Origin of the sequence: Natronolimnobius sp. AArcel1 (assembly GCF_011043775.1) — an archaeon.
Taxonomy (GTDB): domain Archaea; phylum Halobacteriota; class Halobacteria; order Halobacteriales; family Natrialbaceae; genus Natronolimnobius.
Genome location: NZ_JAAKXY010000004.1, coordinates 449939 through 462686, shown reverse-complemented (window position 1 = coordinate 462686; position 12748 = coordinate 449939). Strand labels below are relative to the sequence as shown.

12 protein-coding genes are annotated in these 12748 nt (G+C 60.1%); 6 read left to right on the top strand and 6 right to left on the bottom strand.

Annotation, left to right across the window (positions count from 1 at the left end; genetic code table 11):
- Positions 1-6 precede the first annotated feature (6 nt).
- Both G6M89_RS14650 and G6M89_RS14645 read right to left on the bottom strand, forming a co-directional pair.
- Positions 7-1107 carry an aminopeptidase gene (locus G6M89_RS14650; protein ID WP_165162563.1) on the bottom strand — a complete coding sequence of 367 codons (1101 nt, stop codon included), beginning with the start codon at positions 1105-1107 and terminating at the stop codon, positions 7-9.
- Positions 1108-1154: 47 nt separating this feature from the next.
- Positions 1155-1886, bottom strand: a complete 732-nt coding sequence (locus G6M89_RS14645) for a queuosine precursor transporter (RefSeq protein WP_165162562.1) — start codon at positions 1884-1886, stop codon at positions 1155-1157.
- Positions 1887-2201: 315 nt separating this feature from the next.
- Here G6M89_RS14645 and G6M89_RS14640 point away from each other — a divergent pair, with 315 nt between their 5' ends.
- Positions 2202-2477: a PadR family transcriptional regulator gene (locus G6M89_RS14640; protein WP_165162561.1), complete on the top strand. Its 276-nt coding sequence runs from the start codon at positions 2202-2204 to the stop codon at positions 2475-2477.
- Between the two features lie 281 nt (positions 2478-2758).
- Here the strand turns inward: G6M89_RS14640 and G6M89_RS14635 are convergent, their stop codons facing one another.
- Complete coding sequence (locus tag G6M89_RS14635) at positions 2759-3265, bottom strand: Tfx family DNA-binding protein (protein ID WP_343162647.1); 507 nt, start codon at positions 3263-3265, stop codon at positions 2759-2761.
- 141 nt (positions 3266-3406) lie between these two features.
- Complete coding sequence (locus tag G6M89_RS14630) at positions 3407-3871, bottom strand: TRAM domain-containing protein (RefSeq protein WP_165162559.1); 465 nt, start codon at positions 3869-3871, stop codon at positions 3407-3409.
- A gap of 197 nt (positions 3872-4068) precedes the next feature.
- On the opposite strand from G6M89_RS14630, the gene G6M89_RS14625 reads away from it, so the two are divergent.
- From G6M89_RS14625 to G6M89_RS14610, 4 genes are all read left to right on the top strand, one after another.
- Complete coding sequence (locus tag G6M89_RS14625; RefSeq protein WP_165162558.1) at positions 4069-4860, top strand: electron transfer flavoprotein subunit beta/FixA family protein; 792 nt, start codon at positions 4069-4071, stop codon at positions 4858-4860.
- Positions 4857-5810, top strand: coding sequence for an electron transfer flavoprotein subunit alpha/FixB family protein (locus G6M89_RS14620; protein WP_165162557.1), 954 nt, complete (start codon positions 4857-4859; stop codon positions 5808-5810). The genes G6M89_RS14625 and G6M89_RS14620 overlap by 4 nt, the downstream gene beginning before the upstream one ends.
- A gap of 167 nt (positions 5811-5977) precedes the next feature.
- Positions 5978-8602, top strand: coding sequence for a methyl-accepting chemotaxis protein (locus G6M89_RS14615; RefSeq protein WP_165162556.1), 2625 nt, complete (start codon positions 5978-5980; stop codon positions 8600-8602).
- A gap of 104 nt (positions 8603-8706) precedes the next feature.
- Positions 8707-9549: a polyprenyl synthetase family protein gene (locus tag G6M89_RS14610; RefSeq protein WP_165162555.1), complete on the top strand. Its 843-nt coding sequence runs from the start codon at positions 8707-8709 to the stop codon at positions 9547-9549.
- A gap of 89 nt (positions 9550-9638) precedes the next feature.
- Here the strand turns inward: G6M89_RS14610 and G6M89_RS14605 are convergent, their stop codons facing one another.
- Together G6M89_RS14605 and G6M89_RS14600 are read right to left on the bottom strand one after the other, a co-directional pair.
- Complete coding sequence (locus G6M89_RS14605) at positions 9639-10772, bottom strand: DUF373 family protein (RefSeq protein WP_165162731.1); 1134 nt, start codon at positions 10770-10772, stop codon at positions 9639-9641.
- A gap of 125 nt (positions 10773-10897) precedes the next feature.
- Positions 10898-11482, bottom strand: a complete 585-nt coding sequence (locus tag G6M89_RS14600) for a hypothetical protein (RefSeq protein WP_165162554.1) — start codon at positions 11480-11482, stop codon at positions 10898-10900.
- Between the two features lie 188 nt (positions 11483-11670).
- On the opposite strand from G6M89_RS14600, the gene G6M89_RS14595 reads away from it, so the two are divergent.
- Entirely contained in the window at positions 11671-12666 is a 996-nt protein-coding gene (locus G6M89_RS14595; protein ID WP_165162553.1) for a radical SAM protein, read from the top strand.
- The last annotated feature ends 82 nt before the right edge of the window (positions 12667-12748 follow it).

Here is a 12748-nt window from a genome sequence, read left to right as displayed (position 1 = left end):
ACCTCCTTACTCACTGTCGAAGTCGTCTTCCCAGCGGAATCGACCGTTTCGCTGGACGACCTCGCCGTCGATCTCGAGGCGCGAGTCCTCGCTCATATCCGTGATCATGTCGACGTGGGTCGCCGAGTCGTTGCCCGACTCGCCCTCCGGCAGGCAGGCGTCGTAGGCTCGCCCGAGCGCCAGATGGACGGTGTCACCCATTTTTTCGTCGAACAAGATGGTGTCCGTGTAGCGGTCGATGCCGCGATTCATCCCGATGCCGAGTTCGCCGAGTCGCTTCGCGCCCGCGTCAGTCTCGAGAATGTCGGCGATTACGTCTGCGCCCTGTTCGGCGTCGTAGTCGACGACCTCGCCGTCTGCGAACTCGAGGCGGACGTTCCGGACGGCTTCGCCGCGAAGCGTCATCGGGACGTCGAAGGTGACCTCGCCCTCGGTAGCGGTGGGTGCGGTGAAGACCTCGCCGCTCGGGAGGTTGTGTGAGTCATATTCGACGGAGGCGGCGCTGTTGACGGCGGTTCGGTTCTCGATTTCCATGGTGAGGTCGGTTCCCTCGGAGACGAGTCGGACCTCGGAGCCTGCATCAAGGAGGTCCTTCAACTGGCCCATCTCCTCTGCCAGCGATTCCCAATCGCGCAGGATTGCGTCGTAGGCAAAATCCTGGTACTCTTCGTAGGCCATATTGGCCTGCTGGGCGAGCGAGCGCGTCGGATGGAGCGTCGACACCCAGCGCGTCTCGTAGCGCGCCTCGCGAATGTCCTGGCGAGCACGGCGATAGGCGGTCTGGGTCTCCCCGGAGACGTCTGCTGTCGCGCTCGTATTTCGGCCACCGCCGAGTGAGAGGTAGACGTCCGCTTCTTCGTAGAGTGCGAGTTCGTGGGCTGGATTCTCGTCGAACTCGCCGTCATGTGCCTGCAGATATGCACGCGAGAGTTCGCCGGAGCTGTAGGTCGACAGTAGGTTCGCGCCGCGCTCGCCGAGTTTTTCGGCGACGGCGACGGCGAGTTCGTGGGCCTCAGGCCCCACCGAGAGTACGACGTTATCCCCCGACTCGATGCGAGCGCTCCAATCGACCAGTACTGCCGCGTGTTCGCGGATGCGTTCGTCCATACCCGCGGATACGGCTCGGAACACAAACCACCTTCTCCTCGAGGTGCTCAGGTGGCCGTCTCGAGGCTTTCGTCGTCCCGACGCGAGCGGACGAGGCCGACGACGGCGTAGACGAACGGCGTATCCACGATTGCGATTGCGAGTTTCAGCAGGTACTGACCGACCATCAGGCCGAGTAACAACTCGAGTGGGAGTGCCTCGCCGACGCCGAGAGCGGTTGGAGCGAGGAAGAAGGCAATCGAGACGAAGATAACCGTGTCGATGGCCTGGCTCGTCCCCGTCGAGGCGATGTTTCGCACCCAGAGGTACTCGGGGCCAGTGGCGTCACGGATGCGATGAAAGACCCAGACGTCCCAGTTCTGACTGACGAGATAGGCAAGCAAACTGCCGATGACGATGTTCGTCGACGCGCCGAGTGCGGTTTCGAACGTATCGGGATCGACACCGGAGCCGTGGGCAGGGGCCACAATCGTCGACCAGACGAGCGCGAGGACAACGAAGTTCAACACGAAGCCGACGTTGACCACGATCTGGGCGGCGCGTTTGCCGTAGAGTTCGGTGTAACAGTCACTCGCAAAGTACGTCAGTGCGTACGCGAGTGCCGCTCCCGGCAAGATCAGTTCCGGCCCAACCAACGGAATCGAAGCGGGCAACTCGAACGCGAGTACTTTTGCCGCTGTCAACTGGGCAGTCACCAGTGCCGCGATAAAGAGGCCACTCAGTGCAATGTGTGAAATTGTCGGCGTGGCGGCCGACTGTGGTCCGTGCTGCTGGCTCATACCCATCGCCTCTCGAGTGCACCTATGTAAACGGTGCTATCTCGGTCTCCCTCGAGTCGGTTGTGGCGAACCTCTCGAGATGGTTCAGAGGCTCTCTTGGGAGTGGCTCTCGAATACTGGTTGTTGTGACAGTCCACAGAGTGTGAGTGTCACCGCGGCTATCGAGAATTGTCAGTATGTCATCGTCTGTACGATGTCGACAACTGATGACAATCACCGCAATACGCTATTAGTCCGCCTGAAACCGTCTCGCAGCCCATGATACGCGATAGATAACAAATAGTCGATCTACTGGTGTAATCATATGGGTGAAACATGGACGATCTGACTGGGTTCCAACGGGACCTCCTGTATGTCATTGCAGGAGCTGACCAACCCTCGGGACAGAACGTCAAAGACGAGATCGAATCGTACTACAGCGCCGATATTAATCATGGACGGTTGTACCCAAACCTCGACACGCTCGTCAACAAAGAGTTGGTCGAGAAAGGGCAACTTGACCGGCGAACGAACTACTACGAAATCAGCGAGAGCGGCCGCCAGCAGATCGAAGAGCGCCGCGAGTGGGAACGCCAATACATCGACGAGTAACGGGCAACTCGCGGCGTGGCTGGTCGGTGTGAGTCGGCTCATTGCGCCGCGACATACCTCTTCCTGTCACACCAATCACGGTGACTAGAGCAGCGGCAGTGGGATTCAACTCCTTGCCGATAGCCCTGTGCGCAGGAGACGTATCCACCGAAACCGCCAGCACATTCTCCAGGTCAGTTGGGATATGGCGTAACGCCACTCTCAGCCACTCCCCCCCCCCTTCCCCGTTTGCAGTGACTACGGTTCTGTACGCGGTGCGTAGCGAGAGGTATCTATTCAGCTTATTCTTGATGGCGCACGCGGACCAGCCCGTCGCTCGTGATGCCGACGATCAGCGGGGTTGAAACGTCTCGGCCGTTGACGGCGGCCCCTGCCGCGTCGCTGACGACTTTCATCAGGTCCGGCGCAGTGTGATCGACTTTGACACCAGCCTCGTCACAGGCTTCATACACCAGATCCGGAACATCATAGAGGTCCGTTCCAGACGGAATGCGAACCTGAACTGGGGCGCGAAGCGCTTCCGCGAACGTGACTGTCTCGCGCGCTTTCTCGAGGTTTTCTCTCGCACTCGCTTCGACCGAGGAGACGTTCGCACGCGAGGTTCCGAGTTCGGCGGCGATGTCGGCCTGTGAAATGTCGCGTTCGCGCAGTGCGAGCACCTGTGCCTGTCGGTAGGTCAGGACGCTCGAGTCCGAGTCAAAGCCAATCTCCGTCAAGAGGGTTTCGACGTCGTCCATCATGGCTCTGTCCACCGCGGATCGAGTCGCTGTGTCGAGGTGTGCATACACACAGTAGCGACCCGGAGAAAGTCAAAGCTTCCCTGTTGTGGGGTAGAGTGTGCGATGTCCGATTGGTCGCCTCGAGCGGCGGTCGGTTGTGAGTGGCGTGGCCGTGACTGTCCAGGTGTAAACGGCCGACTGCGAGGGCTGTTATGAGCCCCAGAAGTTATCGCGACTGCCGAGTCGTTCCCGGTCGGTCGAGGAGGATCGATCAGTCTCATCGTCGCTCTCTGCGGTCGCGGTGTCGTCAGCATCCTCGTCAACTCCATCATCGTCGTCGTCCATCGGGAGTTTCTCGAGGAACTCTGCGCGGGCGTGGTTGCTGTGGACGCGCTCAATTTTGACGCGGGCGCGGGCCTCTGGAAGGACGCCGTCAACCATCACAATAAAGCCGTCTTCGGTTCGACCGACACCAGCGCCGCTTTCGTGCATGTCCACGACGTCGACAACGATCTCTTCGCCGGATTTAACGGGCTGGGTTTTCAGATCATCGATCGGCTGGTTGTAGTGGTTACACCACTCTTTCCCACCCTTATCCCCGTAGTGAGCACACCCCATTCCCGAGATCCGTTCGGAGAAACTCGGGCAGTCGTCGGCGAGTGGACAGTCTGCCATAGTATGTCGTATCAGCGGCGACGTTAAACCGTTTCCGTCTCGAGTACAGACGCCTCGAGCGAGCCCAACGGCTCTGTCCCGGTGTCTTGTCTACACGGGTTCTGCCCCGCGTTTTGCCAGCACGCGCCAAATAAATCTGAAACGGATTGTAAATTGTTCCGAAAACGTTTACGGGAAGGACGTGGGTGTTAGTACCAATGAAAATTCTCGTACCGGTGACGGAGGTCGCGACCGTCGAAGACGAGTTCGAAATCGAAGGGACTGCCATCGCCGAGCAGTACCTCGGTGCGGACTTGAACGAGTGGGACGATTACGCGATCGAGGAGGCAGTCCAGTTGCAGGAAGCGGGCGTCGCTGACGAGGTCGTCACGGTGACGATCGGTCCCGAGGAGTGCGAACAGACCATCCGGCAGGCACTCGCGAAGGGTGCCGACCGCGCAGTCCGTCTCTGGGACGACGCACTCGAGGATATCGATCTGCTCGGCGTTGACGCGAAGGCAGAACTCCTCAGCGCTGTCGTCGACGACGAAGACCCGGATCTCGTCTTGACCGGTGTGCAAGCCGGTGACGACGCCTTCGGCGCGACAGGCGTCTCGCTCGCGGCGACGGTCGGGTACGAGTGGGCGGCCGTCGTTAACCACCTCGAGCACGACTTCGAGGACGGTGTCGCCTCGGTCCGACGCGAACTCGAGGGTGGTGTGGAGGAACTGACAGATATCGAACTGCCAGCCGTGTTGACGATCCAGACGGGGATCAACGAACCACGGTATGCGAGCCTGCGCGGGATTCGCCAGGCCCAGCGCAAGCCACTCGATGTCCTCGAGTTAGCCGACCTCGGTGTCGACGAAAGCGCAATCGGATCGGCGATCACGCTTACTGAGATGTACGAACCGGAAAGCGAGAGCGACGCGACCATCTGGGAGGGTGGCGCCGAGGAGACGGCCGGGAAACTTGCTGATCTCCTCCGCGAGAAGGGGGTGGCACAATGACTGACATTCTTGCGGTCGCCGAACACCGCCGCGGCGACCTGCGCGATGTGAGCTACGAACTCGTGACCGCCGGCCGCCAACTCGCCGACGAAACCGGTGGCGAACTTCACCTTGCGGTCATCAGCGGCACCGTTGAGGACTTCGCCGAGAAACTCAACCGCGAGGGCGTCGATGCGATTCACACTGTTACCGACGGCGAGGAGTTCAACCACGACATCTACACACAGACGGTCACCCAACTTGCCGACGCACTTGACCCACAATACGTCCTTATTCCCAACAGCGTCAACGGCCTCGACTACGCGCCCGCCGTCGGCGCCAACCTCGAGCGGCCGCTCATCACGGATACGATTGCCCTCACAACCGAGGGGCAGACACTGACAGCAACCCGCGAAATGTACGGCGGGAAAGTCGAGACGACGACCGAGCTCGAGGGTCCGGCCGTCGTGACAATCCGCAGCGCAGAGTGGCCCAAAGCCGAGGGAACCAGCGACGCGACGATTGAATCGTTCGAGCCTGAGATCGACGAGGGCGCGATCCGGTCGACGGTGACCGGGTTCGAGGAAGTCGGCAGCGGCGATGTCGACATCAGCGACGCCGAGGTGCTCGTCTCGGTTGGCCGCGGAATCGACGAAGAGGAGAATCTCGAGATTATCCACGAGCTTGCAGACGCGCTCGACGCGACAGTGTCTTCGTCGCGCCCGATCGTTGATAACGGCTGGCTGCCGAAGAATCGCCAAGTCGGCCAGTCCGGGAAGGTCGTTACGCCCGACGTCTACATTGCAATCGGCATTTCCGGTGCCGTTCAACACGTTGCCGGCATGAAGGGCTCGGATACGATCGTCGCGATTAACACTGATCCTAATGCGCCGATCATGGACATCGCGGACTACGCGATCACCGACGATCTGTTCGACGTCGTTCCAGCACTGACCGAAGCGTTTCAGTAACTAATCACTCGAGTGAGTATTCGTTCGATCCTCGTTGCAGCCGTTGAAACGTTGGTATATACCTCTTCACACCGCGAATACACGATATTACCTACAACCTGAATTAGTTACTGCTCGCACATTTCCCATCAGCAACATTTATTGATCGGTAATAATCTTTATCGATCATGCACGGACTGCTGCGTAAGGTGGTGCCGAACTTCATCCGTCGAAGCTACGCGATGAAGTTCGCGATTGTATTGCTGATCCTCGGCCTCTCGGTGGGGGCAATCGGACTCGTTGGGACGGCACAACTACAAGATGGTGTACAGTCGAACGTCTATACCGATCACGAGACGCTTGCGCTACAGCAAGCGGAATCGGTCAATGATTTCCACGAGAACAACGAATATACGGTCGAAGAGTTCGCGCGAAGTAGCGCGGTCGACGTCCAAGACGCTGACGATCAGGCGGCGGCACAAGACTACGTTGAGGAAACGATGGGTGACCGCGGCGAGGGTGATGTCGGCGAAGAACACCTCCATCTCCTCGAGACGGATGGGCACGTAATCGCCAGTACCAAGGTCGATCCACAGGGCGACGAAGGACTCGAGGGCGAGTGGGTGGATGAAATCGACAACGAGTCGAACACATACGTGACCAACGCCTACGAGAGCGGTGACATTGACGAGAACGAAGAGCGGATTGCATACATCACTGCCAGTCACAACATCCCGGCCGGGCAGGTACTCGTCTACACGGTTCCACTGGATGAGTATCCAGTGACGACGGGTGATGACCGCTATGCAATGGTCGTTGACGGAAACGATCGAATTGCGTTCAGTGACCCAGGTGACGATGCACATGCATCTACAACGAACCCGATGTTCGAACTGTATACTGATGGGGGCGATGACACACCGCTGGTCGATGCACGCGACGAGGAGACCGGCTCACTTGGGGCAATGGAAGCCGGACCGGGGAGTTCGTTCATGGATGAAGACTTCTTTGGCTCACAGGAGTACGTTGTTGGCTACGCGACTATCGGGAGCTCCGATTGGGTCGCACTCATCCATACGCCAACTGACATCGCCTACGGCTTCGTCGACGACGTCCAGCAGTACGGCCTGATCGCAACGATCGGCGCTGTCATGCTGATCGGACTCGTCGGTGCAGTCTTCGGTTGGAACACGTCCCGCTCGATCGATCGCCTGACCCGAAAGGCCTCCAAGATGGAAGAGGGTGATCTCGAGGTCGACCTCGAGTCCAAGCGGATCGACAGTATCGGCCGCCTATACTCCGGGTTCGGCAGTATGCGTGACTCGCTGAAGACCCAAATTGAGGAAACGACGCAGGCGCGCGACGAGGCAGAGACCGCTCGTGCGGAAGCCGAACGTCTCAACGACCACCTCGAGATGAAAGCCGACGAATACAGCGAGGTGATGCAGGCGACGGCCGACGGCGATCTCACCGCGCGGATGAACGCCGACAGCGAGAACGAGGCGATGACCGATATCGCGACCGAGTTCAACGAGATGATCGCCGAACTCGAGACGACGACGGCGACGATCAAGACGTTCGCAACGGAAGTCGCGACGGCCTCGGAGGAAGTGACTGCCTCGAGCGAGGAGGTCCAGTCGGCGTCGACGCAGGTTGCTGAATCCACACAAGAGATCTCCGAAGGTGCTGATCGACAGAACGACAGTCTGCAGTCGATCAATCAGGAGATGAGCGGGCTGTCGACGACGATCGAACAGATCGCAGCCTCTTCAAACCAGGTTGCCGACCTTGCAGCACGCACGGCAGAAACCGGCGAACGCGGGCGTGAAGCTGCACAGGATGCCATCGAGGGCATGCAGGAGATCGAAACCGAATCCGACGCAGCCGTCGCCGAAATCGAGAAACTCGAGACGGAGATGGAGCAGATCGACGACCTCCTCGAGTTCATTACGGAAATCGCCGAGCAGACGAACATGCTGGCGCTGAACGCAAACATCGAAGCATCCCGCTCGGAAAGCTCGAACGAAGGCTTCTCCGCCGTTGCAGGCGAGGTCAAAGAGCTCTCCGCAGAAACCCGCGAGGCCGCTCGAGACATCGAGAACCGCCTCGAGGAGATTAAGTCCCAGACCGAACGCGCAGCCGCAGAGGTCCAACAGACGAGCGACCACGTCTCCGAGCACACTGATTCCGTCGAGCGTGCGGCGAACGCACTTGACGAGATTGCAGATTACGCTGTCGAAACGAACACCGGGATGCAGGAAATCTCGAGTGCGAGCGACGAGCAGGCGGCCTCGACACAGGAAGTTGTCGCGATGGTCGACGAAGTTGCGACGATTGCCGAGCAGACAAGCACCGAAAGCGAGACCGTCGCTGCAGCGGCCGAAGAGCAGACGACGGCACTGACAGAAGTCTCGCGCAGTGCCGGGAACCTTGCCCAACAGGCAACGCAACTCTCTGCAACGCTCGATCACTTCGACACCGATGCAGACACTTCCGACTCGCTCGAGGCGTCAGACATCGCGTCTGAGGAGGCCGCCGTCTCGTTCGACGACGACGAAGTCGTCTCGTTCGGTGAGGACGATGTGGCCGAGGGCGACGAGTCTGATTCGGATACGGAAGCGACGACGGACCCACTAGCGACGACACCTGAAGGCGGTGCGGACGACGAGACGTCGGCAAGCGACGAGGGCGAACACGGTGACGGCTGGGAGGACCACGTCAACGACGGCGAAGACGAGACGAACACGGATGCTGCGAGCGATGACGGAAGCGACCCGCTCGCAGATTCGTTCCAGTTCGACGACGAGGAGTAAGCGCCACCGCACTCTTTCGCACCACGGCGTGCGTTGGTGCGTGAGTGCGTCACAGACACCGGAAAACCGTCACCTACTTTTTGACCTGCTCCTAAAGCCCGTCAATGGAACTTCTGGAGCGCCGCCGGGCGCTAATTGAAGAGCGTCTCGTCGACGTCGTCGATGGGGTCGACCCGGAGACGCTCAACGAGGAAGTTCGGCACGTCGCCCTCTCCGGTGGCAAACGCGTCCGACCGATGGTCACGGTGTTAGCCTGTGAGACGGTCGGTGGAACCGCAGAAGAGGCTGTCGATTTCGGGGTTGGCATCGAACTCGTCCACAACGCCTCGCTCGTTATTGACGATATTATCGACCGATCCGAACTGCGTCGCGGCACCGCAAGCGCCTGGGCCGAATTCGGCTACGGGCCGGCGATCATCACGAGCGACGGACTCCTCGGTGAGGCGTTTGGCCTCTTTTCGACGAACCCACAGGCGACTCGCACCGTCGCCGAAGCGATGGTCGAACTCGGCATCGGCGAAGCGACCGAACTCTCAGCACAGCCGAGTAACGAAGAGGAGTACATGACCCTCGCGCGGCGCAAAACCGGCGCACTCTTTCGCGCTGCTGCCGAACTCGGCGCGATTGCGGCCGACTCCGATCCGTTCACCGTCGAAGCACTCGGCGAGTACGCCGAACGCGTCGGCATCGCCTTCCAGATTCGCGACGACGTTCTTGACGCCGTCGCCGACGCGGACGACCTCGGGAAGCCAACCGGTCACGACGCCGCTTTAGAGCGCCCCTCGGTCGTCCAGGTCACGGATCTCACACCCGAGGAAGCCAACGCGCGTGCCCGCGCAGAAGCCGACCGCGCACTCGACGCACTCGACCGCGTCGATGTCGCCGATCCCAAAGCAGAGGGCTACCTACTCGAGTTAGCTGAGTTCGTCGTCGAACGAGAACGATAACTGTACTGGCGAACCGTCGGTTTCTCTCGTCCTACCTACAACTGCCGACACTGCTCGCGGGCTGGCGAAACATGTGATTGAGGCTCGCACTAGACTCGATCCGGGTGTCGACGACTGTCGGTGTCACCCTCCTCGTCGGAGCCGTCAGTATCCTCGAGTCGGGATTCGACGACGGCAAAGGCGAGCGTGCTGACGATGCCAAGTAGTGTGCCGACCGTCAGCGCCGTTGCGAGGTAGCCAATTTCCACTCTATCGAGGAAGAAGGCACTGACAGCGTGGAGGACGATGGCGATTGCGACGACGTAAAACGGCGCGTTCAGGTAGCGCCACTTGAGATTGCCGGCGATGTACTCGTCGGTGATCTGGCCCAGACTCGTCGTGATTCCTGCCGCAGCGAGCCACTGAATCGACCCGTAGACGAGCGCGGCGACCATGACCGGCGCGCCGACCTCGCCAGTCGTCGCGTCCTGAACACCCTCGAGTTCGTTCATCCCGCTGACGCCGCCCAGAACGAACAGCGCCGCGGCGACGACGTAGGCAAGGAGCGTTGTCCGCCCAGCATACAGCGAGCGGCGCGCGCTCTCGACTGCCATATCGAGTCGGTCGCCGAGTCCGAGTCCCCTCGAGATGAGGTACAGGCCAAGCAACGCCGAGGTGGTTCCAAGTACGAAGCCCGGCATCTCGAGGGCGCTGCCGATGAGCGCGAGGGGGTAGATCAGCAGGAGGATTCCGAGTGGGATCAGGACGGTACCCCGCGTCTCGGGGTCGTCCAGCACCTGCTTGATCGTGTAGTACATCGACTCGAGATTCTGGGCCTGGCGGACGACCACGCGGCGGACGCCGTCGATGGGGACCCGCGAGCGGATAACGGGGATGACGGATTCGTCCTGAGCACCGTCGGTAATGATGAGCGCGGTCACGTCCTCGGCAGTCGAGAGGCTCGCGAGGACCGTATCCACTTCGTCGCCGACCTCGCGGTTGGCCGCTACGTCGCCGTCTTCGTTGCCCGTCACGACCGCAACTTCGACGCTCTCGTCGCGGCTGTCCAGATCGTCGTAGACGTGCAGCCCCTGGAAGATGACGTTTACGTCGGAGTCTTCGGGATCTGCGGTCGCGAGGGCAACAGCGGCCTCTTCGACGGGTTCCCGGCCGATTACCGGCGTCGAAAAGCCGGTCTTGCGACCGAGGTCGTCATCGAGGTCGACACAGAGGACCAACAGCATCGTCCTCGAGTTCGCGGGCGTGGTACTTCCGTTTTCTGGGATGTCATTCACACGCCTCGAAACGAGTCGGTTCGTGGCCAGGTGCTGCTTCGTCCTGTGCGTGCTATAGAGACGGGCGCTCGCTATCAGTGCTCGTTGTCTTGCTGCTCGATGATTTCGAAATCCTGCGCGACCACCAGCGAAACTCCCGAGGGGTCATTTGGGAATCCCCAGAAAAGCAGTCGATACTGGTCAGGAGTCGGGGTCGAGCAGAAGGAGTACCGCTCGAGACCGCTGTCGTTGATCGCTGCGTTGAGCGTCCACGATCGATCGTCGCCGGGCGAGAGCGCCGTTGTCTGCTCGGACCACTCGTAATCCTTCTCGACGCCGAAAATCGTGTGCCACGCTCCATCGTCGCCGAGCGCCTGAACGGCGAGCCGATCATCGTCGTAAATCTCGAACTCTCGGTCACTGGAGTTCGTGAGGGTAACAGTGAATTCTGTTAGCTCCTCTACTTCCGCGGGGACCTCGAGCGATACGCCGGGCATTTGTTCGTCGTAGACGATCGCTCTGTCCTCGAGTTCTGGCCTGAGATACCGATACTCCCCTCGACAGCGAAGTTCATCATCGTCGTTACCCAACTCGAGGCGGTCGGTACAGCCGCTGGTTGCTACGAGGCTGCTTGCACCGAGTCCGACGAGGAGGTGTCGTCGTTTCAGTCGTTTCTCCATTCCAAGTACCGTTACCAATACGAATTGTAATGAGTCAGTATATGTTTTGTTATCATCACGAGCGCAACGACAGCAACGTGCGGTGGGTATGACGAACAGATGCACACACGACACGCCGCAGGACACCCACTCACACACCGTTTCGAACCCGGTTCGCTTATTCCGCTGGAACCGTTCGATACGAGTAGATGATTTCCGAGGGCTGCGAGCAGTGCGCGAAAGGCGGCAAGATGGTCATGTTCGTATACGGCTACTGTGACCAGCGCGACTGCTTTTACTGCCCGCTTGGCGAGAACCGCAAGAACGTCACCGACGTCTACGCGAACGAACGACTCGTCGAAGACGACGAGGACGTCCTCGAGGAGGCCCACCGGATGGACGCACTGGGCACCTCAATCACCGGCGGCGAACCCCAGGAGGCCCTCGAGCGAACCTGTCACTACCTCGAGCTTCTGAAAGACGAGTTCGGCGAGGACCACCACACCCACCTCTATACGGGGATTCCGGGCGGGCGCGAGAACATGCGGAAACTTGCCGAGGCCGGCCTCGACGAGATTCGGTTCCACCCGCCCTACGAGCAGTGGGGCGACCTCCACGGCACCGAGTGGGAGGAGATTCTGTACATCGCTCGCGAGGAGGGCCTCACGCCCGCGTTCGAAATTCCGGGTATCCGCGCCGAAGAGGAATTCCTCGAGTTCTTAGATGAGGGCGCAGCCGACTTCTGTAACATCAACGAGTTCGAGATGTCCGACGGGAACTACCGACGGATGCAAGAGCAGGGCTACGAACTCAAGGAAAACCACATGAGCGCCGTCGAGGGCTCCCGCGAGGAGATTCTCGAGGTCATGGGGGATCACGAACGCGTCTACTTCTGTACCTCCGTGTTCAAAGACGCCGCCCAGCACCGCCGTCGCCTCAAGCGCATGGCGCGCAACATCCGCCGCGAATTCGATGACGTGACCGACGACGGCACGCTCGTCTACGGCAAGACCCGCGCCGACCCCGAGCGCTTCGAAGCGCTTGGCGTCCCCGAGGAATTCTACACCGTCAAAACGAATCACGTCGAAATCGCCTGGTGGCTCTTAGAAGAGATGATCGAGGAGGGTGATCTCGAGGATGGCGAAATTGTTGAACAGTATCCGAGTTACGACGGACAGGTTGTCGAGCGGACGCCGCTGGCGTGAGTACCGCGAACGAACGACGTGAGTGAGCGGCACTTTTTGATCGAAGTTTTAGACAAAGATGAGCAGAGCGACCGCAATAGGA

Coding starts and splice junctions, on each gene's coding strand:
- G6M89_RS14615 (WP_165162556.1), top strand. CDS start 5,978: ATGCACGGACTGCTGCGTAAGGTGGTGCCGAACTTCATCCGTCGAAGC.
- G6M89_RS14650 (WP_165162563.1), bottom strand. CDS start 1,107: ATGGACGAACGCATCCGCGAACACGCGGCAGTACTGGTCGATTGGAGC.
- G6M89_RS14630 (WP_165162559.1), bottom strand. CDS start 3,871: ATGGCAGACTGTCCACTCGCCGACGACTGCCCGAGTTTCTCCGAACGG.
- G6M89_RS14605 (WP_165162731.1), bottom strand. CDS start 10,772: ATGCTGTTGGTCCTCTGTGTCGACCTCGATGACGACCTCGGTCGCAAG.
- G6M89_RS14620 (WP_165162557.1), top strand. CDS start 4,857: ATGACTGACATTCTTGCGGTCGCCGAACACCGCCGCGGCGACCTGCGC.
- G6M89_RS14600 (WP_165162554.1), bottom strand. CDS start 11,482: ATGGAGAAACGACTGAAACGACGACACCTCCTCGTCGGACTCGGTGCA.
- G6M89_RS14610 (WP_165162555.1), top strand. CDS start 8,707: ATGGAACTTCTGGAGCGCCGCCGGGCGCTAATTGAAGAGCGTCTCGTC.
- G6M89_RS14640 (WP_165162561.1), top strand. CDS start 2,202: ATGGACGATCTGACTGGGTTCCAACGGGACCTCCTGTATGTCATTGCA.
- G6M89_RS14645 (WP_165162562.1), bottom strand. CDS start 1,886: ATGAGCCAGCAGCACGGACCACAGTCGGCCGCCACGCCGACAATTTCA.
- G6M89_RS14595 (WP_165162553.1), top strand. CDS start 11,671: ATGATTTCCGAGGGCTGCGAGCAGTGCGCGAAAGGCGGCAAGATGGTC.
- G6M89_RS14625 (WP_165162558.1), top strand. CDS start 4,069: ATGAAAATTCTCGTACCGGTGACGGAGGTCGCGACCGTCGAAGACGAG.